Here is a 26,181-nt window from a genome sequence, read left to right on the forward strand (position 1 = left end):
GCAGGAACGCCCCGCCACCCGCCGCCCGGCCCCGTCGTACGGAACCGGGCGGCCGGGGTCAGGCGCCCGGCGCCCGGCCCTCCTGGGGGCCGTCCGCGGTGTCCAGGCACGCCCGGGCCTGCGCCGCGAGCTCCGCGAGCACCTCGGCCCGCTGCTGGTGCAGGAAGAAGTGGTCGCCCGGCAGGATGCGGTGACGGAAGCCGGCCGCCGTGGTGGCCCGCCAGCCGGTGATCCACTCCGGTCCGGCCATCAGGTCGTCGGCGCCGCCGAGCGCCAGCACCGGGCAGGGCAGCACGGTCGGCCGGATCCGGTCGTTGTACTCGCCCAGCAGGGTGACGTCGGCCCGGAGCACCGGCAGGATCATCTGCATCAGGTCGGCGAACTCCAGCACCTCGGCCGGGGTCCCGCCGAGGCCGACGATGCGCTCCAGGAGTTCGTCGTCGGTGAGTCCGTGCAGCCGGGTGACGTCCGGGGTGCCGGGGGCCCGGCCGCCGGAGACCACGAGGGACAGCGGCAGCGGCCGCGCCTCGGCGGCGAGCCGGCGGGTCGTCTCGTAGGCGATCCGGGCGCCCATGCTGTGGCCGAAGAGGATGAACGGTTCGTCCGCCGGGCGGCTCGCCAGCAGGGCGAGCAGGCCGTCGACGACCTCGTCCATGACGGCCGACGGCTGCTCGGCGAGGCGGGTGCCCCGGCCCGCCAGTTCCACCGGAACGATCGTCAGGCCCGGCTGCTCGCCGGACCGGGCCCACGGCAGGTAGGCGCTCGCGGAGCCGCCGGCGTGCGGCAGGCAGTAGACGCGTACGGGCCCGGACCGCCCGTTCGGCGCGGCGTCCCGGTGCCACGGCGTCCATCGGGCCACCTCGTCGTGCTGTACGGCGGACGAACCGGTCATCGCTGCTCCTTTTTCTTTCCCAGTCAATTACGCGAAGCCTGAACAGGCCTCCCGCACGACTTTATGCGGTAATTCACGGGTTGGTCCAGCCCGCATTCCGGCATGCCCTGGGCAGATCCAACCAGGCGATGCCGCAGCTCAGTTGTGCCCTGAAATAGTCGGTTGACGCATAAGGATCTTGAGTCTTTCCCGGAACACCGAGCTCTGTTACGGTGCTCCTCGTCCGGGTTTCTTTCGGATATTTCCAGAGTATTTCGATCGGCGAGTTCCGACGACGAGTTCCGAACGCACGACGGGAGAGGGCGGACAGAATGTGCGGAATAACCGGCGTATTCGTCCTGGGCGGCGGTCGCCCGGCCGATGCCGCCGTGGTCCGGGAGATGACGGCGTGCCTGGTGCACCGCGGCCCCGACGACGACGGCCACTACGCCACGGACGGCCTGTGCCTGGGCTTTCGCCGGCTGGCCCTGAACGACCTCGCCGGCGGCAACCAGCCGCACCGCACCGAGGACGGCACCCTGGTCTCGGTCTGCAACGGCGAGATCTACAACCACCGCGAGCTGCGCACCGCGCTGAGCCGCCGCGGCCACCGGTTCCGCACCGAGAACGACACCGAGGTGCTGGTCCACCTGTACCGCGAGTACGGCGAGGACCTGACGGCCCACCTGGACGGCCAGTTCGGCTTCGCGCTGCACGACGCCGCCGCGCAGCGGCTGCTGCTCGCCCGCGACCGGGCCGGCATCGTCCCGCTCTTCTACACCGTCGCCGACGGCCAGCTGATCTTCGCCTCCGAGATCAAGGCGATCCTGCGCCACCCCGCCGTCAGCGCCCGGGTCGACCTGCGCGGCCTCGACCAGGTACTGACGCTGCCCGGACTGGTCAGCCCGCGCACCATGTTCGAGGGCATCAGCGCCCTGCGCCCCGGCGAGCGGCTGATCGCCGACCGCTCCGGCGTGCGCACCGAACGGTACTGGGACCTCGACTTCCCGCTCGCCGCCGACCTCGACCCGGTGGCCCCCGAGGCCCTGGACCGGGAGCTGGACCGGTACGCCCACCGCACCGCCGACCTGCTCGACGAGGCCGTGCGCAGCCGGCTGCTCGCCGACGTGCCGATCGGCATGTACCTCAGCGGCGGCCTCGACTCCAGCCTGATCGGCGCCCTGATGGCCCGGGCCCGGCCCGGCCACGCCTGGCCCAGCTTCTCCGTCACCTTCCCCGGCCGCGACTTCGACGAGGGCCCGCACCAGCGGCTGGTCGCCGCCAAGCTGGGCACCGAGCACCACGAAGTCCCGGTCGGCGAGCACGAGGTGGCCGAGCGGATCACCGCGATGGTGCGCCACGCCGAGGCACCCGTGCGCGAGTCGTACAACGTCTGCTCGCTGGCGCTGTCCGAGGCCGTCCGCGCCGCCGGGACGGTCGGCGCGCTCAGCGGCGAGGGCGCCGACGAGCTGTTCGGCGGCTACCCCGGCTACCGCTTCGACGCCACCGGGCTCGGCGGCAGCCGGCTCACCGGCCTGGACGCCCGGCTGGAACGCGAGATCCGCGAACGGATGTGGGGCGTCGACCTCGGCTACGAGCAGGACCAGCTGCCCGCCCAGGAGTTCCGCCGCGAGCTGTACGCCGAGGACCTGGCCCACGGGCTGGACGAGTTCTCCGTCACCAACCAGCGCCTCGTCGACCCCGAGCGGCTGGCCGGGCGCCACCCGCTGCACCAGCGCTCCTACCTCGACTACCACCTGCGGCTCGCCGACCACCTGCTCGGCGACCACGGCGACCGGATGGCCCTGGCCAACGGCGTCGAGCTGCGCTTCCCCTTCCTGGCGAACGCGGTGGTCGACCACGCCACCACGCTGCCACCGGAGTTGATGCTCGCCCACGGCCGGGAGAAGGCCGTGCTGCGCCGGGCGGCCGAGGGCCTGGTGCCCGGCGAGGTGCTCAGCCGGCAGAAGTACGGCTTCCGCGGCCAGACCAGCAGCCACCTGCTGAGCACCGGCGCCGACTGGTTCGAGGAGCTGGTCTCCCCCGCGACCGTCCGCCGCCAGGGCTACTTCAACCCGGACACCATCGCCGCCCTGACGCGGCGTCAGCGCGGCGACGGCCAGCAGGTGCACGCCCACCTGGACACCGACTACCTGATGCTCGTCGCGACCTTCGCCCTCTTCGTCGAGGAGTTCGATCTGCCGTGCCTGGGATGACCGCCACAGCCGCCGGGCCGATCGCCGGCCCCGGCACCCGCCCGCGCCACCCGCTGGTCGGGGTGGTCGGCGGCATGGGGCCGCTGGCCTCCGTCGAACTGCTGCGCACCGTCTACCGGGCCTGCCGGCTCCACCCCGAGCAGGACACCCCCCGGGTGCTGCTCTGGTCCGACCCGGCCGTGGTGGACCGCACCGAGGCCATCGGCAGCGGCGAACTCGACGAGCTGCGCCGCGCCGTGGAGTCCTCGCTGCGCGGCCTGCTGGCCGCCGGCGCGGAACGCGTGGTGGTCGCCTGCATCACCGCCCACCACGTGCTCGGCGACCTGCCGGCCGACCTCGCGGCGCGCTGCGTCTCACTGGTCGACGTGGTGCACGAGGAACTGGCCGCGGCCGGCGAACCGCACCTGCTGCTCTGCTCCTCCGGCACCGCCCGGGCCGGCATCCTCACCTCGGGCGCCGCCGGGGCCCGGGCCGCCCGGCAGCTGGTGGCGCTGCGCCCGCCGGACCAGGAGGCACTGCACCGGGAGATCCACCGCCTCAAGCGCGGCGAGGACCCGGCCCGCACCATCGACTTCCTGCGCGAGACCCTGCCCCGCTACGGCGTGCGGTCCTTCGTCGCCGCCTGCACCGAGCTGCACCTGGTCACCAGGGCGATCGAGGACGCCGGTCTGAGCGAGGCCCTGCCCTCCCTCGACCCGCTGACGGTCGTGGCCCACCGGATCATGAACGGAGAGTTGTGAGCCACACGAGCATCCTCGACCGCTGGGCCGACCAGGTCGAGCGCCGAGCCGCCGCCCCCGCCCTCGCCACCGCCGAGCGGGTCTGGAGCCACCAGGAGCTGGCCAAGCTGGCCGCCGGCCTGCGCGACCGCCTCGCCACCGGCACCGGCCCCGTCCTGGTCGCCTGCGCGGACCCCGTCCCGGTGGTCGCGGCGATCCTCGCCTGCGCCGCCACCGGCCGCCCGTTCGCCCCGGTGGACACCCGCCAGCCCGCCGCCCGCTGGACGGCCCTGCTGGAGGACCTCCGGCCGGGCACCGTGCTCGCCGACGCCGCCGGCCGCTCCGCGCTGGCCGCCGCCGGACACGGCCCGACCACCGGCGGGCAGCACCTGGCCGTCGCCGGACAGGGCGAACTGCCGCTGCTCACCGCCGAGTCGATCACCCCGCTGCCCTGGGCGGCCGACGACTGGACCGGCATCAGCGGCCCCGACGCCGGCTACGTCTACTTCACCTCGGGCACCACCGGCCGCCCCAAGGGCATCCGGGGCAGCTTCCAGGCCGTCGCGCACTTCCTGGACTGGGAGATCGCCGAGTTCGGCATCGCCCCGGGCACCCGGATCTCCATGCTCACCTCCCCCGGCTTCGACGCCTTCCTGCGCGACGCCCTCGTCCCGCTGTGCGCCGGCGGCACCGCCGTCCTCCCCGCGCCCGGCGCCATCCCCGTCGGCGCGGCCCTGGCCCGCTGGCTGACCGAGCAGCAGGTCGACCTGCTGCACTGCGTGCCCACCGTGTTCCGCACCCTGCGCGCCGCCGGGCTGACCGCCGACTCCCTGCCGCGGCTGCGCAGCGTGCTGATGGCCGGGGAGCCGGTCCGCCCCGCCGACATCGCCTGGTGGCGGGCCCTGTTCGGGGGCGACAAGGAGCTGGTCAACCTCTACGGGCCGTCCGAGACCACCATGACCAAGGTCTTCCGCCGGCTCACCGCCGAGGACGCCGAGGCCGAGACCGTCCCGGCCGGCCACCCGATGCCCGGGGTCGAGATCGGGGTGCTGTTCGGCGGACGCCCGGTGGTGGACGCGATCGGCGAGATCGAGATCCGCACCCCGTTCCCGCTGCGCGGCTACCTGGGCGACGCGGCCGGCGGCTTCGTCGCACCGGACCGGTACCGCACCGGCGACCTCGGCCGCCTCGGCGCCGACGGCACCCTGGAGGTCCTGGGCCGCCGCGACCAGCAGGTCAAGGTGAACGGCGCCCGGGTCGAACTCGGCGAGATCGAGGACCAGTTGCGCCGCCACCCCGCGGTGGCGGACGTCTGCGCCGCCCTGGTCGAGGAGGCCGACGGCGAACCGGTGCTCTGCGCCTACCTGGTCGCCGACGGCGCCACCGACGAGGAGCTGCGCGCGCACGCCGCCGAGGGCCTGCCCGCCGCCGCCCGCCCCGCCCTGTACCTGCGGCTCGCCGCGATCCCGCGCACCCTCAGCGGCAAGGCCGACCGGCGGGCGCTGCCCAGCCCGGCCGCCGCCCTGGCCGGGCGCACCGGCGAACAGCCGCTGGAAGGCCTGGAGGCCGGCATCGCCGAGCTGTGGCGCGAGCTGCTGCACGTGCCCGCCGTCGGCCGGCACGACGACTTCGCCCTGCTCGGCGGGGACTCGCTGGGCATCGCCCGCCTGCTGGACGGGCTGCGCACCCGCTTCGGCGTCGAGGTGCCGCTGCGGGTGTACGTCGGCGACCCGACCGTCGCCGGGCTGGCCGCGGCCGTCGCCGCCGGCCGCGCGGACGCCTCGTCGGAGGGCGGCCGCCGATGAGCCGCGACACCTCCCTGCCGCTGCGCGGCGACCGCGCCCGCGCGCCGCTGTCCTACGCCCAGCGCTCCATCTGGCGGGCCGAGCAGGTGCTGCCCGGCACCGCCCTGCACAACGAGAGCGCCGCCTTCCACGTCAGCGGCCCGCTGGACGTGGCCGCCCTGGAACGGGCGCTGGCCGCCGTCGCCCGGCGGCACGAGGTGGTGCGCTGCGCCGTCGCCGCCGACGGGGCGGGCGAGCCGTGGCAGCTGTTCGCCGACCTGGTCCGCCCGGCCGTCGAGACCGTCGACCTGGCCGGCGTCCCCGAGGGCGAGCGCGCGGAGCGGCTCGCCGAGCTCACCGCCCGCGCCGTGGCCGTGCCCTTCGACCTGGCCCGGCCCCCGCTGATGCGCACCCAGCTGTTCCTGCTGGGCGGCGGCCGCTCGCTGCTGCTGTTCACCGCCCACCACATCGTGGTCGACGCCTGGGGCTTCGGCGTCTTCCTGGAGTCGCTGGCCGCCTGCTACGCCGCCGAACTCGGCGGCGAGGCGCCGGCCCCCTTCCCCGCTGGCGGACCCGACTTCGGCGACTTCGCCGCCTGGCAGCGCGGCGACGACAGCGACACCAGCCACGCCGGCGGAATCGACCACTGGCAGACCCGGCTGGGCGGCGAACTGCCCACCGCCGACCTGCCTTCCGACGTCGGCCCCGGCGGCGACCCGGCGGCCGGCGCGCTGCACCACTTCACCGTCCCCGCCGAACTGGCCGCCCGGCTCAGCGCCTTCGGCCGGGGCGAACTGGCCAGCCTGTCCACCGTGCTGCTCACCGCCTTCTGCGCCACCGCCGCCCGCTGGACGGGCCAGGACGACCTGGTGGTCGGCATGCCGGTGGCGACCCGCGGCCGCACCGCCCTCGCCGGCGTCGTCGGACCGCTGCTCAACCTCGTCGCCCACCGCAGCGACCTCGGCGGCGAGCCGAGCTTCCGGCAGGCCCTGGCCCGCACCCGCCAGCACCTGAAGGCCGACCTGCGCCACCGCGACACCCCCTTCGACCTGGTCCTGGAGCGGCTCGGCCGCGCCGCGGGCGGGCGCACGCCGCTGTTCCAGCTGATGTACTCCTTCCACAGCGGCCCCACCACCACCCTGGAGCTGCCCGGCGTCACCACCGCCCCGGCGCCCTCGCACAGCGGCACGGCCAAGTACGACCTGACGTTCTTCCTGCGCCCGCGCCCCTCGGGCGCGCTGGACGCGACGCTGGAGTACCGCACGGCACTGCTCGCCCCCGAGACGGCCGCCGACTTCGCGGACTCGCTGCTGTGCCTGCTGGAGGCCGCCGCGGCCGACCCGGACCGGCCGCTGGCCGAGCTTCCGGTGCTCTCCGAAGGCCGGCGCCGGCGCGTCCTGGTCGACTTCAACCGGGCGCCCGACGCCGAGCGCGCCTGGGCCACCGTGCCCGAGGCGCTGCGCGAACTCGCCCGGCAGGGCGGCGCCGCACCGGCCGTCGAATCGCCCGGCCACGCCTTCGGCCGGGCCGCGGCCGACGCGGCCGCCGACCGGGTCGCCCGCCGGCTGGTGGCCCGGCACGGCGTGGCGCCCGGCGACCGGGTGGCCCTGCGCGTCGAGCGCGGCGCGCAGCTGGTGCCGCTGATCGTCGGCATCTGGCGGGCCGGGGCCGTCCTCGTCCCGCTGGACGAGGCCATGCCCGCCGCGCGGGCCGAGCACGTGCTCGCCGACAGCGGCGCCCGCCTGCTGATCGGCGACCCCGCCGCGGGGCTGCCCGCCGCCGACCCGGCCACGCTGCTCGACGAAGGCCCGAACGCGCTGCTCGACGAGGGCCCGGACGCCGCGACCGGGCAGCCGCTGCCCGGCGCCGGCCCCGAGGACCTCGCATACCTGATGTACACCTCGGGCTCCACCGGGCTGCCCAAGGGCGTGGCGGTGCCGCACGGCTGCGTCGCCAACCTGCTGCACAGCGTGGTCCGCGCCGAGCCGGGCCTGCGCGCCGACGACACCCTGCTCGCCGTCACCTCGATCACCTTCGACATCTCCGTCCTGGAGCTGTTCGCCCCGCTGCTGGCCGGCGGCCGGGTCGTGGTCGCCCCGCGCGAGAGCGTCCGCGACGCCGAGGCGCTGGGCGCGCTGCTGGAGCGCAGCGGCGCCACCGTCATGCAGGCCACCCCCTCGCTCTGGCGCGGGCTGCTGGACGGCGGCTGGGCGGGCCGGCCCGGGCTGCGGGCGCTGTGCGGCGGCGAGGCCCTGGACGCCGACCTCGCGGATCGACTGCTGGCGCGCTGCGCCGGGCTGTGGAACCTGTACGGGCCGACCGAGACGACCATCTGGTCCACCGTCGGGCGGGTGCTGCCCGGCGAGGGCGTCACGGTGGGGCGCCCGGTGGCCGGCACCGTCTGCTACGTCCTGGACCGGCGGCTGCGGCCGGTGCCGCGCGGCGCCGTCGGCGAGCTGGTGATCGGCGGGGCCGGCGTGAGCACCGGGTACCGCAACCGCCCGGAGCTGACCGCCGCCGCCTTCGTGGCCGACCCGGTCGACCCGGCCGGCGGCACCGTCTACCGCACCGGCGACCTGGCCCGCCACCTGCCGGACGGCCGGATCGTCGTGCTCGGCCGGGCCGACCAGCAGGTGAAGATCCTCGGCCACCGCATCGAGGTCGGCGAGGTGGAGTCCCTGCTCGCCGCCCACCCCGAGGTCCGCCAGGCGGCGGTGGTCGTGGACCGGGGGCAGCCCGCCGGGCCCCGGCTGGTCGCCTTCGTCACCGCCCGCACCGAGGACGACGGGCTGCCCGACCGGCTGCGCCGCCACCTGCGCGAGCGGCTGCCCGCCGCCGCCGTCCCCGGGGTGATCGCCCCGCTGCCCGCGCTGCCGCTCAACACCAGCGGCAAGGTGGACCGTCCGGCGCTGCTGCTGCGCGCCGGGGAGCTCACCGCCGCCGAGCGGACGGCACCGGTCACCGAGGCCGAGCAGGCCGCCGTCGCGCTCTGGGCGGAGGTCCTGGGCCTGCCGGCCGAGCGGGTCGGCACCACCGACGACTTCTTCGCCGCCGGCGGCAACTCCATCGCCGCGACCCGGCTGCTCGGCCGGGTCCGGGCCCGCTTCGGCGCCGCGCCCTCGCTCGCCGACTTCTACACCGACCCCACCCCCGCCGCCCTGGCGCGGGTGCGGCCCGCCGCCCCGGCCCCCGCCGCCCGGACGGCGGGGCCGGTCCCGGACGCCGTCCCGATGACCGACCAGCAGCGCCAGCTGTGGCTGCTGCACCGCCTGGCCCCCGACTCGCCCGCCTACCACCTGCCCGCCGCGCTCGACCTGACCGGCCCGGTGGACGAGGCGGCCCTGACCGGGGCGCTCGCCGACCTGACCGCCCGGCACCCGGTGCTCGCCGCCCGCTGCGAGCTGCGCGAGGACGGCCCGGTGCTGGTCCTCACGCCGCCCGCCGTACCGGCCCTGACCGTCCTGGACGCCGCGCCCGAAGAGGTGCCCGAGCTGGCCCGGGCGGAGGCCGTGCGCCCCTTCGACCTGGCCGGTGAGCCGCCGCTGCGGCTCACCCTGGTGCGCACCGGCCCCGAGCGCTCGGTGCTGCTGTGCACCGCGCACCACCTCGCGGTCGACGGCTGGTCGATCGGCGTGGCCGTGCGCGAGCTGGCCGCGCTGTACGCCGCCCGCCTCGGCCTGGCCGAGCCGCCGCCCGCGCTCGACCTGGACTTCGCCGGCTACGCGGCCGACTGCGCCGACGAGGCTGGCCTGACGCTGCGTCAGGAGCACCTGGAGTACTGGCTGAAGCGGCTCGACGGGCACCCCGGGGTGTTCGACCTGCCCGCCGACGCACCGACCCGGACGCGGCCTACGGGAGCCGGCGAGACCCTGCCGGTGGCGCTCGCCCCGGAGCTGACGGCCGCGCTGCGCGAGGGCGCCGCCCGGCTGCGCACCACGCCCTTCACCCTGCTGCTCGCCGTGTACGCGGCGCTGCTGGGCCGCTACGCGGGCAGCGACGACGTCCTGGTGGGCGTGCCGGTGGCCAACCGCGACCGGCCCGAACTGGAGTCGCTGGTCGGCTCGTTGGCCAACACCCTGCCGGTGCGTGTGGACCTGGCCGGGGCGCCGTCCTTCGCCGAACTCGCCGCCCGCACCGGGCGGGCGCTGGCGGGCGACCTCGGCCGTCCGCTGGTCGCCTTCGACCGGCTGGTGGCCGGCCTCGGCCTGCCCCGCGAGCCGGGCCGGCCGACCCTGGTCCAGGCCTCGCTGGTGTTCCAGGACGCGCCGCCGGCCGACGTCCGGCTGGGCGCGGCCGCCGGCGTGCTGCGCCAGGTCCCCACCGGGGCGGCCAAGTACGACCTGACCCTGGCCCTGGACGAGCGCGCCGACCGGATCGCCGGCGCCCTGGAGTACGCCACGGACCGCTTCGGCCCGCAGTTCGCTGACCGCTTCGCCCGGCACTTCCACGCCCTGCTGCGTGCCGCCCTGGCCTCGCCGCAGGCCTCCCTCGACGCCGTCGAGCTCACCGACCCCGCGCTGCCCGCCCCCCGCCCGGCCCGCCCCGCGGGCGAGGCGCGCGCCGAGCACGCCGTGTCGGTGTCCGAGCTGTTCCGGGCCCGGGCCGCGGCCCGTCCGGACGCCCCCGCGATCCGGGCCGAGGGCGTGACGGTCGGCTACCGCCGGCTCGACGCCTGGAGCGACCGGATCGCGGCCCGGCTGCTGGAGCGCGGCGCGGCCCCCGGCCGGTTCGTCTCGGTGCTGCTGCCCGCCGGCCCGGTGCAGAGCGCCGCGATCCTCGGCGTCGCCAAGACCGGGGCCGCCTTCGCGGTGCTCGACCCGGCCGACCCGGCCGCCCGCCTGACCGCGCTGCTGGCCGACGCCGAACCGGTGTGCCTGCTGGCCGCCGAGAGCACGCTCGCCCTGCACCCTGAACTGCGCTCCGAACTGCGCTCCGAACTGCGGGCGGACGACGGGCACTTCGCCGGCATCCCGGTCGAGGTCGTCGACCCGCGGGTGCCGGCCGCCGACGAGCCCGCGGGCCCCGCCCCGGCCGCCTCCCCCGCCGGCCCCGGCGACCCGCTCTGCCTGGTCTACACCTCCGGCTCCACCGGCACGCCCAAGGGCATCGCCCTGCCGCACGCGGCGCTCGCCCAGTTCGCCCACTGGCAGCGCGAGCACTTCGGCATCCGGCCGGACAGCCGGATCGCCCAGTGGGCCCCGTTCACCTACGACGCCGCGTACACCGAGGTGTTCGCCGCGCTCTGCTCGGGCGCGGTGCTCTGCCTGCCGCCGCAGGGGCTGCGCCGCGACCCGCTCGCGGTGGCCGGGTGGCTGCGGGCCGAGCGGATCACCCAGATCCAGACCGTCCCGGCCTTCTTCCAGCTGGTCACCGAGGCGCTGGACGCCACCGGATCGCACCTGCCGGACCTCGCCCACGTGCTGATGGCCGGCGAGGTGCTCCCGGTGGCGCTGGCCGCCGCCTGGGCGCACCGCCCCGACCGGCCGCGGCTGCACAACCTCTACGGGCCCACCGAGTGCGTGCTGGCGACGCACCGCGAGCTGGCGCCGGGCGAGGAGTTCCCGGCCGGGGTGCCGATCGGCAGCCCGATCCCGGGCCGCGAGGCGGTGGTCCTGGACCGCCGGGGCCGGCTCTGCCCGGTCGGGGTGGTCGGCGAGATCCACCTGCGCAGCGACTTCCTGGCCGGCTCGTACCACCGCAGGCCCGAGGAGAGCGCCCGGGCGTACGTCGCCGACCCCTGGCAGGCCGGCGGCCGGCTGTACCGCACCGGGGACCTGGGCCGCCGCCTCCCGGACGGCGAGCTGGCGTTCGTCGGCCGGATCGGCAGCCAGCTGAAGATCCGCGGCAACCGGATCGAGCTGGAGGAGATCGAGGCGCTGCTGGAGCTGCACCCCGGGGTCCGCGAGGCGGCCGCCGCCGCGCACGGCCAGGGCGGTGCCCGCCGGCTGGTCGGCTATGCGGTCGCCGCACCCGGGGTCACCGGCGCCGAGCTGCGCGCGCACCTGGCCGAGCGGCTCCCGGCGGCGGTCGTGCCGGACACCGTGCTGCTGCTGGACGCGCTGCCCAGGACGCGCACCAACAAGCGCGACCGGGCCCGGCTGCCGCTGCCCGGGGCCGCCGCCCGGCCCGCCGACGCCGCCCCGCTGGCCGGGGTCGAGCAGCTCGTCGCCGACGCCTGGCGCCGGCTGCTGGGCGGCGGCCCGGTCGGCCGGCACACCAACTTCTTCGAGGCCGGCGGCGACTCGCTGCTGGCCGCCCGGCTCCAGCTGGAGCTGGCCCGCCGCCTGGAGCGGCCGGTCCGGCTGGTGGACATCTTCGGCCGGCCCACCATCGCCGAGTTCGCGGCCGGCCTCACCGAGGGCGCCGCCCCGGACGGCCGGGCCGCCGCCGAGACCGCCGAACCGCGCGGTGAACGCCGCCAGAGCGCCGTCCGGGCCCGCGCCAGGGCCCGCCGCGAGGCCCGGGACCGGGCCGAGGGCCCGGCCGCCGACCAGCACACACCGGCCGGGCCGACGACCCGGACCGCACCGACAGGGAGGGACTGACATGGACGTTCAGGGCGTGATGACGGAGCTGCACGGCATCCTCGGCACCGAGGGGCTGGAGCGGGTCGAGGAGTGCCTGCGCATCCTCACCGGCGAGCAGGCCCCGGAGTACCTGCACGACGACCAGGAGCCGACCCGGCTGTTCTTCCCCGGGATCAGCGCCCTGCCCTGGCACGACACCGCCGAACTGCCCTGGGTGGCCCGGCTGGAGGAGGCGTACGACCGGATCAAGGCCGAGTTCCTGGAGCTGCGCGCCGAGCAGGCCCGCTTCGCCCCGTACGAGGACCTGTACACCAAGGAGCTCGGCTGGCAGGGCTGGGACACCTACCAGCTGTACCGCAACGGCAGCTGGCGCGACGAGGTCCTGGAGCGCTGCCCCGAGACCCACGCCGCCGTCTCGGCGAGCCCGCACGGGCCGCGCGACGGCATGTTCACCATCCTCAACCCCGGCGTGCACATCACCCCGCACACCGGCGGCGTGAACCTGCTGCTGACCGCGCACCTGCCGCTGATCGTCCCGCCCGGCTGCGCCATCAAGGTCGGCGACGACGAGCGGGGCTGGGAGGAGGGCAAGGTGATCCTCTTCGACGACAGCTTCATCCACGAGGCCTGGAACAAGGGCACCCAGCAGCGCGCCGTCCTGCTCTGGGACGTCTGGCACCCGGAGCTGACGCCCGTCGAGGTCCGGGCCCTGGAGTTCCTGATGCCCCGTTTCCAGCGCTACCTCATGGCGGTCTGAGCCGCCCGGCGGCCCTGATCCCCACGGCAGCCCTGAACCCCATGGCGGTCTGAGCCCCGGCCGCGCACCCGGTCCTGCCCGCCCCGCCGCGCGCGGAGCCCACCTCACCCACGGAGAACACCTTGAACGCACAGCCGGTCATTCCCGACGAGGCCGAGACCGACGGCCGGGTCGCCGTCGTCGGCCTCGCGGGCCGCTTCCCCGGAGCCGATTCCGTCGACGCGCTGTGGGAGCTGCTGGCCTCCGGCACCGAGGCGATCAGCCGGTTCGGCCCCGAGGAGCTGCGGGCCGCCGGGGTGCCGGACGGCGAGGCCGGCAAGGCCGGGTACGTGGCCGCCAAGGGCGTGCTGGCGGACGTCGCCGGCTTCGACTCCCAGCTGTTCGGCTACAACGCGCTGGAGGCCTCGGTCATCGACCCGCAGCAGCGGATCTTCCTCGAATGCGCCTGGGAGGCGCTGGAGGACGCCGGCTGCGACCCCGACCGGGCCCCCGGACCGATCGCGGTCTACGCCGGGTCGCTGCTGAGCACCTACCTGATCCACAACCTGCTGCCGCGCACCGACCTGCGGGACTCCCTCGGCGTGCCGATGCTCTTCCAGGGCAACCAGCCCGACCAGCTGGCCCCCCGCGCCGCGTACAAGCTCAACCTGCGCGGCCCGGCGGTCAGCGTGCAGACCGCCTGCTCGACCTCGCTGGTCGCCGTGCACCTCGCGGTGCAGAGCCTGCTGTCCGAGGAGTGCGACCTCGCGCTCGCCGGCGGCGTCACCGTCACCGTGCCGCACCGCTCCGGCTACCTGCCGGTGCCCGGCGGCATCGAGTCGCCGGACGGGCACTGCCGGCCCTTCGGCGCCGAGGCGGCCGGCACGGTCTTCGGCAACGGCGCGGGCGTCGTGGTGCTCAAGCGCCTCGCCGACGCGCTCGCCGACGGCGACCGGGTGCACGCCGTCATCCTCGGCTCGGCCGTCAACAACGACGGTGCGAACAAGGCGGGTTACACCGCCCCGGGGGTCGCCGGCCAGACCGCCGTGATCCGCGAGGCGCTGTCCGTCGCGGGCGTCGCCCCGGACAGCATCGGCTACGTCGAGGCGCACGGCACCGGTACCCCGATCGGCGACCCGATCGAGGTCGAGGCGCTCACCGCCGCCTTCCGCGCCGAGCAGGACGCCGACGACAGGTCCGCCACCGGCTGGTGCGGCCTGGGCTCGGTCAAGTCCAACCTCGGCCACCTGGACACCGCCGCCGGCGTCACCGGCCTGATCAAGGCCATCCTGACGGTGCGCGGCGGCCGCATCCCGGCGAGCCTGCACGCCGAGGCCGTCAACCCCGAACTCGGCCTCGCCGACAGCCCGTTCTTCGTCCCGGCCGGCCTCACCGACTGGCCGGTCGCCGACGGCCCGCGCCGGGCCGCCGTCAGCGCCTTCGGCATCGGCGGCACCAACGCGCACGTGATCCTGGAGCAGGCCCCCGAGCCGGCCCCGCGCGAGACCGCCGCGCCGGGCGCCGTCCCCGTCGCCCTGCCGCTGTCGGCCCGCACCGCCGCCGCGCTGGACGCCGCCGCCGAACGGCTCGCCGACGACCTCGCCGCCCACCCGGACCGCCCGCTGGCCGACGTCGCCCGCACCCTGCGCACCGGCCGGCGCCAGCTGGTCCAGCGCCGCGTCGTGGTCGCCGACGACACCGCCGCCGCCATGGCCGCGCTGCGCGGCGGCGGCCGCCGGGAGTCGGTCCGGGCCCGCGCCGGGCAGGGCGCCGCCCCCGTCGCCTTCCTGCTGCCCGGCCAGGGCGCGCAGTACCCGGGCATGGCCCTGGGCCTGCACCGGGCGCACCCGGTGTTCCGGGCCGCCCTGGACGAGGCCGCCGACCTGCTGCGCCCGCACCTGGGCCTCGACCTGGTCGAGCTGCTGCGCGGCGGCGACGCCGACCTGCTGCGCCGCAGCTCCGTCACCCAGCCCGCCGTCCTGGCGGTCGGCCACGCCACGGCCGCACTGTGGCGGCACTGGGGCGTGCGCCCGGCGGCGCTGCTGGGCCACAGCCTCGGCGAGTACACCGCGGCGCTGCTCTCCGGCGTCCTCGACCTGCCCGAGGCGCTCGCCCTGGTCGCCGCCCGCGGCCGGCTGATGGAGCAGACCGCGCCCGGCGCGATGCTGGCCGTCCCGCTGGACGAGGCGGCCGCGGCCGACCTCGCCGCCGCGCACGGCCTGGACCTCGCCGCCGTCAACGGACCGGGCGCCTCGGTGCTGTCCGGCACCGCCGACGCCGTCGAGCGGGCCGCCGCCGAGCTGGGCGAGCGGGGCCTGCGCGCCCTGCGCCTGCCGGTGGAGCGGGCGTTCCACAGCGCCCTGTGCGCTCCCGCCGCCGAGCAGTTCGCGGCCGAACTCGCCAAGGTGACGCTGCACCAGCCCACCGTGCCGTTCCTGTCCAACCTCACCGGCGACTGGATCACCCCGGAGCAGGCCACCGACCCCGGCTACTGGGTGCGTCAGATGCTCGCCCCGGTGCGCTTCCACGACGGGCTGACCCGCCTGGCGGCGCTCGACGAGCGGATGGTGCTGGTGGAGACCGGCCCCGGCAGCGTGCTGACCGATCTGGCCCGCGCGGCCGCCGAGGGCACCGCCGGGCCGCGGCTCGCCCTGCCGCCGCTGCCCACCCGCGGGCGCCGCGGCGCCGAGGACGAGCCCGGCAGCGCCGTCCTCGCGCTCGGCAGCCTGTGGGCGCACGGCGCCGCCGTCGACTGGGAGCCCGTCGACGCCGACGCCCGCCCCGCCGACCTGCCCGGCTACCCCTTCGAGCGGCTCCCGCACTGGATCGAGCCCGCCGTCCCCGGCCGGGCGCCCGCCACCGCGCTGCCCGCCGCGGACCTCGACGCCGTCCACGCGACCGTCAACTGGCGCCCGCTCGCCGAGACCGCCGGGGACGACCCGCTGGCCGGCCGCCGCCAGACCTGGCTGGTCCTGCTGGACCGGGCCGGCGCCGCCCAGCCCCTGGTCGAGCTGCTGACGGCCCGCGGCCAGATCGTCACCACCGTCCAGCCCGGCCCGGCCTACCGCCGGGTGCGCCGCGGCGTCTACGAGCTCGACCCCGCCGACCCGGCCCAGTACGCGAAGCTGCTGGCCGACCTGCGCGGCCTGGTCCGCACGCCCACCGCCGTCCTGTACGCCTGGGGCCTGGACGAGACGCCGGACGAGACCGCCGGCTACTTCGGCCTGGTCCACCTCGCCCGGGCGATGTCCGCCGAGAGCGTGCTGAACGAGGTCCGGCTCGGCGTCGTGACCGCCGGGGCCTTCCCGGCCGCCCCCGGCGAGCAGCCCCGGCCCGCCGCCGCCCTGCTCAGCGGCCCGGTCCAGGTGCTCGGCGAGGAGTACCGCAACCTGCGCTGCACCCAGGTCGACCTCGCCGTCGGCACCCCGCTCGACGAGGCCGCCGCCGACGCGGTGGTGCGCGCCGTGCTCACCGGCCCGGCCCGGCTGCTCGCCCTGCGCGAGGGCGCCCTGCTCACCCGCACCGTCGAGCCCGCCGAGCGCCCCGTCCCGACCGCCCCGGCCCGGGTGCGGGCCGGCAGCACCTGGCTGCTCACCGGCGGCCTCGGCGGGATCGGCCTGACCCTCGCCAGTGCCCTGGCCCGGGCCGGCGCCGCCCGGCTCGTCCTGCTCGGCCGCGGCGCCGCCGACGAGGCCGCGCTCGCCGCGGTGCGCGAGAGCGGCGCCGAGGTGCTGGCCGTCCAGGCCGACGTCACCGACGCCGCAGCGCTGGACCGGGCGCTGGAGCAGGCCCGTGCGGCCTTCGGCCGGATCGACGGCGTCGTCCACGCGGCCGGCGTGCCCGGCGGCGGCTCCGTCGAACTGCGCTCCGACGACAGCATGCGCACCGTCCTCGCCCCCAAGACCACCGGCCTGCGCCACCTGCTCGCCGCGCTGCGACCCGGGGAGGCCGAGGTGCTGGTGCTCTGCTCCTCGCTCGCCACCCTGATCCCGACCTACGGCCAGGCCGACTACGCGGCCGCCAACGCCTACCTCGCCGCCGTCGCGGAGGCCGAGGCCGCGCGCGGCGAGCGCCACGCGGTGGCCGTCGACTGGGACATGTGGGCCGGCGTCGGCATGGCCAGCCGGGCCGAGGTCCCCGAGGCCCTGCGGGCCTTCCAGGCCGACATGCTGGCCGGCGCGCTCACCCCCGAGCAGGGCGCCCGCGCCTTCGCCGCCCTGCTGGAGGGCCCGCCCGGACGGGCCGTGGTGGCCCGGGCCGGCGCCGCGATCGCGGACGGCACGCTGCACACCTCCGCCGCCCCGGCCGCCGAGGCGCCCCGGACGGCGGCCCTGCCCCGCCCCGAGCTCGCCACGCCGTACACCGCCCCGGCCACCCCGACCGAGGAGCGCCTGGCCGAGATCTACGCCGAACTGCTCGGCCTCGACCGGGTCGGGGTGGACGACGACTTCCTGGAGCTCGGCGGCCACTCGCTGCTGGCCGCCCAGATCGCGGCCCGGCTGCGGGCCGAGTTCGAGGTCGACGTCCCCGCCCGGGTCTTCTTCGAGGGCGGCCGCGTCGCCGACCTCGCCACCGAGATCGAAGACCGCATCCTCGCCGACCTGGAGAACCAGTGACCAACCCCGCAGGCCGCCGCGAGGACCGCCTCGCCCGGCTCACCCCCGAGCAGCGCGCCGCCTTCGAGGCGCGCGCCCGGGGCCGCGCAGGCACCACCCCGGCCGGCACGGCCGGCCCCGCCGCCCCGGCCCCGGCCGTGCCGCCGCGCGACCCGGCGCTGCCGGCGCCGCTGTCCTTCGGCCAGGAGCGGCTCTGGTTCCTGGAGCAGCTCACCCCCGGGCTCGGGGTGTTCAACGAGTACGTGGGCCTGCGCCTGAGCGGCCCGCTGGACGTCGCCGCGCTGGAGGCCGCGCTGGACGGCCTGGTGGAGCGGCACGAGGCGCTGCGCACCGTCATCGCCCCCGGCCAGGACGGCCCGGTGCAGCGGGTGCTGGAGCGCACCGCCCCGGTGCTGCGGGTGGCCGAGCCGGCCGACGGCGAGGGCGGCTGGAGCGAGGCCGAGGAGCGCGCGCTGGCCGAGCGGGAGGCGGCCCTGCCGTTCGACCTGGAGCACGGCCCGCTGCTGCGCGCCCTGCTGATCCGCTCCGCGCCCGAGCGCGCCCTGCTGGTCGTGGTCAACCACCACCTGGTCGGCGACGCCTGGTCCCGCGCGGTGCTGGTGGAGGAGCTCTGCGCCCGCTACCGGGCCTTCCGCGAGGGCGGCCCGGCCCCCGAGCCGCTCGCCGTGCAGTACGCCGACTGGGCGCAGTGGCAGCGCCGCGAACTCACCGACACCGCGCTGGCCGAGCCGCTCGGCTACTGGCGCGAGCGGCTGGAGGGCGCCCCGCACGTCCTGGAGCTGACCACCGACCGGCCCCGGCCGGCCGTGCCCAGCCACCGGGGCGGCCGGGTGCACTTCACCCTGGACGCCGCCACCACCGAGGCCGTGGAGGCCGCGGCCCGGGCGGCCCGGGCGACCCCGTTCATGGTCACGCTGGCCGCCTGGCAGGCCGTCCTGATGCGCCACTCCGGTCAGCAGGACGTCGTCGTCGGCGTGCCCACCGCGGGCCGCGACCGGCCCGAACTCGCCGGGCTCGTCGGCATGTTCGTCAACAGCCTGGTGCTGCGCTCGGACCTCTCCGGCGACCCGTCCTTCGGCGAACTGCTCGACCGGGTGCGGGAGACCTCGCTCGGCGCGCTGGCCCACACCCAGGTGCCCTTCGAGCGCCTGGTCCGCGAGCTGCGCCCGGACCGTGACCTCAGCCACGCCCCGCTCTACCAGGTGCAGTTCGGCTACCGCAACGTCCCCGCCCCCGACATCGCCCTGCCCGGCGTCACCGTCGAGCTCGTCGAGCTGGACAACGGCCTCTGTCGCACCGACCTGAGCCTGGAACTCGCCCGCGACGGCGAACTCACGGCAGGCGTTTGCGAGTTCAGCGGCGACCTGTTCGACGACGACACCGTGCGCACGCTGACCGAGGCCCTCCAGCGGGTGCTGGCCCGCGGCGCCGCCGACCCCGGCCTGCGGCTCTCCGCACTGCTCGCGCTCACCCCCGTCGAGCAGGCCCTGCTGGCCGTGGCCGGCGACGGCCCGGCGCTGCCCGAGGACGCGCCGGACGTCGTGACGGCCTTCGCCGAGGCCGTGCGCACCCGCCCGGACGCCGAGGCCGTGCTGCCCGGCGGCCGCCCGGAGCTGGCCCTCACCTTCGCCCGACTGGACGCCCGGGTCGACGAGTTGCTCACCCGGCTCCAGGCCGCCGGGGTGCGCCCCGGCGACCGGGTCGGCCTGTGCCTGCGCCGCGGCACCGACCTGCCCGCCGCCATGCTCGCCGTGCTCCGGGCCGGCGCCGCCTACCTGCCGCTCGACCCGGACTACCCGGCGGCCCGGCTGCGCCACGTGGTCGAGGACGCCGAGCCCGCCGTGGTCGTGGTGCACGCCGCGACCCGGGACGCCGCGCCCGCCGGCGCCCCGCTGCTCGACCTCGACGCCCCGGCCGAGTCCTCTGCAGCAGCACCCGTATCCGTGTCCGTGGACCCGGACGCCCCCGCGTACGTCATCCACACCTCCGGCTCGACCGGCCGCCCCAAGGGCGTCGTCGTGCTGCGCCGCAACCTCACCGCCTTCCTGGCGGCGATGGACCGCGTGCTGGCGGACGACGGGGAGCCCGCCACCTGGCTGGCCGTCACCAGCGTCTCCTTCGACATCTCCGTCCTGGAACTGCTCTGGACGCTCAGCCGGGGCCACCGCGTCGTGGTCAACCCCGACCCCGGCACGGCGACGGCCCCCGCCCCGGTTCCCTCCACTCGGAACGCCGCGGCCTCGCAGGACGCCCCGGCCGTCCCCGAGTTCAGCCTCTTCTACTTCGCCAGCGACACCGCCGGCGCCGAGCCCGGCCCCGACCAGTACCGGCTGCTGCTGGACGGCGCCCGCTTCGCCGACACCAACGGCTTCTCCGCCGTCTGGCTGCCCGAGCGGCACTTCCACGCCTTCGGCGGGCCGTTCCCGGCCCCCTCGGTGCTGGCCGCCGCGATCGCCCAGGCCACCGAGCGGATCGGGATCCGGGCCGGCAGCGTGGTGCTGCCGCTGCACCACCCCGTCCGGGTCGCCGAGGAGTGGTCGGTCGTCGACAACCTGTCCGGCGGGCGGGTCGGGCTCTCCTTCGCCTCGGGCTGGCACGCGGACGACTTCGTCCTCGCCAAGGACGCCTACCAGGACCGCCAGGCGCTCACCGTCAGCGGCATCGAGCAGGTGCGCCGGCTGTGGCGCGGCGAACGGCTCCCCTTCGAGGGGCCCGGCGGCCGCACCGTCGACGTCCAGGTGCTGCCCCGCCCCGTCCAGGCCGAGCTGCCGTACTGGCTCACCTCCTCGGGCAACCCCGAGACCTGCCGCACGGCCGGCCGGGTCGGCGCCCGACTGCTGACCCACCTGCTGGGCCAGAGCGTCGAGGAACTCGGCGAGAAGATCGCCCTCTACCGGGAGGCCTGGCACGAGGCCGGCCACCCGGGCGACCCGCACGTGACCCTGATGCTGCACAGCTACGTCGGCGCCGACGACGCCGACGTCCGGGCGCACGCCTGGCAGCCGTTCCGCGACTACCTGCGCAGCTCGGTCGGCCTGATCGAGAACCTGGCCCGCAGCCTCGGCATGGACGTGCGCAGCAGCGACTTCACCGCGGAGGACCAGGAGGCCCTGCTCGACCACGCCTGCGCCCGCTACCTGGGCCACGGCTCGCTGATCGGCACCGCCGAGGAGTGCCTGCCGCTGGTGCACCGGCTGGCCGCCGCCGGCGTGGACGAGATCGGCTGCCTGGTCGACTTCGGCGTCGACACCGACGTCGCGCTGGCCGCCCTGCCCCGGCTGGCCGAGCTGCGCCGCACCGCGGCCGCCGCACCGGCCCCCGCCCCGGCCGCCCTCGCGGTCGCGGCCGACACCGAGCTGACGGCGCTGGTGCGCGCCCACGGCGTCACCCACCTGCAGTGCACCCCCTCGCGGGCCCGCACCCTGCTCGACGAGGCCGACCCGCAGGCCCTGCGCGGCCTGCGGCAGCTGCTGCTCGGCGGCGAGGCCCTCGACGCCGAGCTGGTGCGCCGGCTGGCCGAACACCTCGGCGGCCCGATCCGCAACATGTACGGGCCGACCGAGACGACCGTCTGGTCCACCACCGCCGAGGTCGACCCGGCCGAGGGCCCGGTCACCATCGGCGGCCCGATCGCCGGCACCACCGTGCGCGTCCTCGACCCGTACGGGCGGCGGGTGCCCGTCGGCGTGCCGGGCGAACTCCTGATCGGCGGCGCCGGGGTGACGGCCGGCTACCTCGGGCTGCCCCAGCTCACCGACGAACGCTTCGTCGCCGACCCCGAGTCGGCCGATTCCAACCCGGCCGACCCGGCCGCCCGGCTGTACCGCACCGGCGACCTCGTCCGCACCCTGCCCGACGGCCGCCTCCAGTACCTCTCCCGCAACGACCACCAGGTCAAGATCCGCGGCTTCCGGATCGAGACCGGCGAGGTGGAAGCCGCGCTCACCGCGCTGCCCGGCATCCGCCAGTGCGTGGTCACCGCCTACGGCCTGGGCACCGCCCGGGCCGCGCTGGCCGCCTACCTGGTGCCCGAGGACCCGGCCGCGCCGCCCGCCCCGGCCGAGCTGCGGGCCGCCCTGGCCGGGCAGCTGCCGGGCTTCCTGATCCCGTCCCGGTTCATCCCGCTCGACGCGCTGCCGCTCACGAGCAACGGCAAGGTCGACCGCGCGGCGCTGCCCGCCCCCGAGACCGTCCCCGCCGCCGGCCGCGACCGCACCGCGCCCGCCACGCCGACCGAGGAGCGGATCGCCGCGATCTGGCGCGAGGCCCTGACCCTCGACGAGGTCGGCACCGAGGAGGACTTCTTCGAGCTCGGCGGCCACTCCCTGCTGGCCGCCCGGATGGTCGCCGGGATCCGCCGCGACCTGGACGTCCAGCTGCCGCTGCGCACCCTGTTCGACTCGCCGACCGTCGCCGCCCTCGCCCGGGCCGTGGACGCGCTGGGCGCCGGCGGGGCCACCGCGGCGCCCGCCGAACCGGTCGAGCTGCTGCCCGACCCGGCCCGCCGCCACGAGCCCTTCCCGCTGACGGACGTGCAGCGCGCGTACTGGATCGGCCGCAGCGGCGCCGTCGGCGGTGACGTCGCCTGCCACCTCTACCTCGAAGTGGACGTCGCCGACGTCGACCCGCAGCGCCTCCAGGACGCCTGGCAGGCCCTGGTGCGGCGGCACGACGCGCTGCGCCTGGTCTTCGCCGAGGACGGCACCCAGCGCATCCTGCCCGAGGTGCCCGCGTACCAGCTGGCCGTCGAGGACCTGCGCGGGCTGCCGGAGCCCGAGCGGGCCGACGCCCTCGCCGGGACCCGCGCCCGGATGTCGCACCAGGTGCTGCCCGCCGACACCTGGCCGCTGTTCGAACTGCACGCCAGCCGGACCGAGGGCACCGACGCCCGGCTGCACCTGAGCATCGACACCCTGATCGCCGACGGCGGCAGCGTGCAGATCCTGCTGCGCGAGCTGCTGGCGATCTACCAGGGCTCGCTCGACCCGCGCCCGATGGAGCTCTCGTTCCGCGACTACGTGCTGGCCGAACAGACCCGCCGCGAGGGCCCCGCGCTGCAACGCGACCTCGACTACTGGCACGGCCGCCTGGAGACCCTGCCGCCCGCCCCCGCGCTGCCGCTGGCGCGGCGCCCCGAGGAGCTGACGCAGACCAGGTTCCACCGCCGCGAGGCGCACCTGCCCGCCGAGCTGTGGGAGCGGCTGAAGAGCCGGGCCGCCGCCGGCCGGGTCACGCCCTCGGCGCTCGCCCTGGCCGCCTACGCCACCGTGCTCGGCACCTGGGCGGCGGCCGACCGCTTCACCCTCAACCTGACCCTGTTCAACCGCGTCGGCGAGCACCCCGACCTGGCTGCCATGGTCGGCGACTTCACCGCGCTCAGCCTCTTCGAGGTGGACGGCGCCACGGCCGGCTCCTTCGCCGACCGGGCCCGCCGGCTCCAGGACCGGCTCTGGGAGGACCTGGACCACCAGCTGGTCAGCGGCGTGCGGGTCGGCGGCGACCTGGCCCGCCGGCGCGGGGTGGCCGACGCCGCCATGCCGGTCGTCTTCACCAGCGAGCTCGGCGCCGGCGAGGTCGGCGGCAGCCGGGTCCTGCGGGAACTCGGCGCCAAGGTCGCCCACACCATCACCCAGACCCCCCAGGTCTGGCTGGACCACCAGATCTCCGAGGACGAGGGCCGGCTGCGGCTGACCTGGGACGCCGTCGAGGAGCTCTTCCCCGAGGGCCTGCTCGACGCGATGTTCGAGGCCTACACCGGCCTGCTCACCGCCCTCGCCGAGCGGCCCGACGCCTGGACGGACCCGTACCTGGCCGCCCTGCCCGCCGCCCACGCCGAGGCCTACCGCGCGCTCAACGCCACGGACGGCCCGCGGCCCGACGGGCTGCTGCACGAGCCGTTCCTCGCCCAGGCGCGCACCGCCCCCGGGCGGACCGCCGTGGTCTCGGCCACCGGCACCGTGACCTACGGCGAGCTGGAGCGCGCCTCCGCCGCCGTGGCCCACGCGCTGCGCGGCGCCGGCGTCGGCCCCGGCGACCTGGTCGGCGTGCGCGCCGACCGGGGCTGGGAGCAGGTCGCGGCCGCGATCGGCGTGATCCGGGCCGGCGGCGCCTACCTGCCGCTGGACGCCGGCCTGCCGGCCGCCCGCGTCGCCCGCTCGCTCGAACACGCCGGCGCCACCGCGCTGCTCGCCCGGGAGTCCTGGGACGCGGACGGCGCGGTGCCCGCCGGGGTCACCCTGCTGGGCTTCGACCAGGCGCTGGCCACCCCGGCCGACACCGAGCCGGCCCCGGTGCCCACCACCCCGGCGGACCTCGCGTACGTCATCTACACCTCGGGCTCCACCGGTGACCCCAAGGGCGTGATGATCGACCACCGCGGCGCGCTCAACACCGTGGTGGACGTCAACGACCGCTTCCGGGTCGGCCCCGCCGACCGCGTCCTCGGCCTCTCCTCGCTCGGCTTCGACCTCTCGGTCTACGACCTGTTCGGCACCCTCGCCGCCGGCGCCGCGCTGGTGCTCGTCGGGCCCGGGGAGGAGCGCGACCCCGCGCGCTGGTCCCGGCTGGTCGCCGAACACGGCGTCACCGTCTGGAACTCCGTCCCCGCGCTGATGGAGATGCTGCTCGCGTACGCCGGCGGCAACCCGGCCGCCGACCTGGAGTCGCTGCGCCTGGTCATGCTCAGCGGCGACTGGATCCCCGTCGGCATGCCCGACCACGTCCGCGCGCTGTCGCCCAAGGCCGAGGTGATCAGCCTGGGCGGCGCCACCGAGGCGTCGATCTGGTCCGTGCTGCACCCGATCGGCGCGGTCGAGCCGGGCCGCCCGAGCATCCCGTACGGGCGGCCGATGCGGAACCAGGGCATGGTCGTCCTGGACGAGGCCTTCCGGCCGCGCCCGGTCGGCGTCGCCGGCGCACTGTTCATCACCGGCGTGGGCCTGGCCGTCGGGTACCGCAACGCGCCCGAGCTCACCGCCCGGGCGTTCCCGACCCACCCGGTCACCGGGGAGCGCCTGTACCGCACCGGCGACCTCGCCCGGCTGCTGCCCGACGGCGAGCTGGAGTTCCTCGGCCGGGAGGACTGCCAGGTCAAGGTGCGCGGCATGCGCATCGAGCTGGGCGAGATCGAGTCGGCGCTGGTCCGGATGGACGGCGTCCGGGAGGCGGCGGCGCTGGTCGAGGGCAACGGGCTCGGCGCCCGGCTCGCGGCCTTCGTGGTCCGCGAGGCCGCCCGGCCGCAGCCCGCCGCCCCCGCTCCTGCGCCGGCCCCGGCCCTGGACGCCGAGCGGGTCCGCCGGCTGGAGGCGCGGCTGCGCCAGCCCGGCCGCCGCGCCGACCTGGCGGGCCGCGAGGTCCTGCCCTTCGCCCTGCCGACCGACACCCTGGACCTGCGCCGGGCCGCCGCCCTGCGCGGCGCCGCCACCGGTTTCGCCGACGCCCCGGTGCGGCTGGCCGACCTGCACGCGCTGCTGACCGTGCTCGCCCGCCAGGACGAGGACGGCGTGCCCCGGTACGCCTACGGCTCGGCCGGCGGCCTGTACCCGGTGCAGACCTACCTGGCCGTCGCCCCCGGCAAGGTGGCGGGCCTGCCGGCCGGCACCTACTACGTCGACCCGGCCGGGCCGGCGCTGGTCGCCCTCGACGGCGCGCCGGGCTCGGCCCGGGCCCTGGACCGGGCGCTCTACAGCGAGGCCAACGGGCCGCTGCTCGACCAGGCCGGCTTCGCCGTCTTCCTGGTCTCCCGGACCGCCGCGATCGCCCCGGTGTACGGCGAACTCGCCGACCGCTTCTGCCTGTTGGAGGCCGGGGCGATGGCGCAGCTGCTGCGTCACCGCGCCGCCGACTGCGCGGTGGCACTCTGCCCGATCGGCGACGTCTTCCCGGAGCCGCTGCGCGAGGCGCTGCGGCTGGAGGACGGCCAGCGCGTGCTGCACACGCTCGTCGGCGGCCGGCCGCTGAACGCGGCCGCCGAGGAGCCCGGCTCCGGCACCGACTGGACGGCCGCGCTGCGCGACGCGCTAGCCGAACGGCTGCCCGGCTACATGGTTCCGCAGCGGGTGCGGGCGGTCGAGGCGCTGCCGCTGTCCGCCAACGGCAAGGTCGACCGGGCGGCGCTCGCCCGGCTGGGCGCCTCGGTGCCCGCCCCCGCCGTCGTCTCCGCCGTCCCCGTCGTCCCCGCCCTCGCGGCGGCCCCGGCGGCACCGGTGGCGCGACCGGCGGCGCACGGGCCGAGCACGCTCGGCGCGATGGAGCGGCTCACGGAGCTGTGGCGGGAGGTGATGGACGGGGCGGAGGTCGGCGTCGACACCAACTTCTTCGAGGCCGGTGCCAACTCCATCCACCTGGTCCGGGTCCAGCGGCGGATCGCCGAGGACTTCGGGCAGGAGCTCTCGGTGGTCGAGATGTTCGACCGGCCGACCATCCGTCACCTGGCCGAGCTGCTGGACCGGCCGGCCGCCGCCCCGGCGCCGCAGGCGGTACCGGCTGCACCAGCGGCACCCGAGCCCGCGCCCGGCACCGCTGCATCCGACACCGCTGCATCGGACACCGCTTCATCCGACACCGCACAGCCCGCCGGCGGCGACCGCCGGCAGCACCACGAACGGCGCCGCGCCGCCCGCCGAGGCGGCTCCGGCACCGGCCCGACCGGCTGACCCCGACGGCCGGGGGGATAAACACCACACCCCCCTTCGCGAGGGGGGTGGCGAGAAC

At 76.9% G+C, this 26,181-nt stretch carries 8 protein-coding genes; 7 read left to right on the plus strand and 1 reads right to left on the minus strand.

The genetic code is table 11. The features are described from left to right. Window positions 1-58: 58 nt before the first annotated feature. Complete coding sequence (locus ACFVX9_RS13020) at window positions 59-892, minus strand: thioesterase II family protein (RefSeq protein ID WP_387981602.1); 834 nt, start codon at window positions 890-892, stop codon at window positions 59-61. Window positions 893-1,203: 311 nt separating this feature from the next. Between ACFVX9_RS13020 and asnB the strand changes: the two genes are divergently transcribed. The 7 genes from asnB (at window position 1,204) to ACFVX9_RS13055 (ending at window position 26,123) form a co-directional block, all read left to right on the plus strand. Next, on the plus strand, window positions 1,204-3,087 hold the full coding sequence (asnB, locus tag ACFVX9_RS13025; RefSeq protein ID WP_387981604.1) for an asparagine synthase (glutamine-hydrolyzing): 1,884 nt from the start codon (window positions 1,204-1,206) through the stop codon (window positions 3,085-3,087). Then, window positions 3,084-3,827 (plus strand): aspartate/glutamate racemase family protein, encoded by a 744-nt coding sequence (locus ACFVX9_RS13030; protein WP_380338999.1) that lies wholly within the window; start codon window positions 3,084-3,086, stop codon window positions 3,825-3,827. The genes asnB and ACFVX9_RS13030 overlap by 4 nt, the downstream gene beginning before the upstream one ends. Next, entirely contained in the window at window positions 3,824-5,611 is a 1,788-nt protein-coding gene (locus tag ACFVX9_RS13035) for a non-ribosomal peptide synthetase (RefSeq protein WP_387981606.1), read from the plus strand. Before ACFVX9_RS13030 ends, ACFVX9_RS13035 begins: the two co-directional genes overlap by 4 nt. Further along, complete coding sequence (locus tag ACFVX9_RS13040; protein ID WP_387981608.1) at window positions 5,608-12,135, plus strand: amino acid adenylation domain-containing protein; 6,528 nt, start codon at window positions 5,608-5,610, stop codon at window positions 12,133-12,135. Before ACFVX9_RS13035 ends, ACFVX9_RS13040 begins: the two co-directional genes overlap by 4 nt. Before the next feature lies 1 nt (window position 12,136). Beyond that, window positions 12,137-12,874: an aspartyl/asparaginyl beta-hydroxylase domain-containing protein gene (locus ACFVX9_RS13045; protein WP_063352428.1), complete on the plus strand. Its 738-nt coding sequence runs from the start codon at window positions 12,137-12,139 to the stop codon at window positions 12,872-12,874. 122 nt (window positions 12,875-12,996) lie between these two features. Further along, on the plus strand, window positions 12,997-17,469 hold the full coding sequence (locus ACFVX9_RS13050; RefSeq protein ID WP_387981610.1) for an SDR family NAD(P)-dependent oxidoreductase: 4,473 nt from the start codon (window positions 12,997-12,999) through the stop codon (window positions 17,467-17,469). Next, entirely contained in the window at window positions 17,466-26,123 is an 8,658-nt protein-coding gene (locus tag ACFVX9_RS13055) for an amino acid adenylation domain-containing protein (RefSeq protein ID WP_387981611.1), read from the plus strand. Before ACFVX9_RS13050 ends, ACFVX9_RS13055 begins: the two co-directional genes overlap by 4 nt. Window positions 26,124-26,181: the final 58 nt, after the last annotated feature.

Origin of the sequence: Kitasatospora sp. NPDC058243, assembly GCF_042882025.1 — a bacterium.
Taxonomy (GTDB): domain Bacteria; phylum Actinomycetota; class Actinomycetes; order Streptomycetales; family Streptomycetaceae; genus Kitasatospora.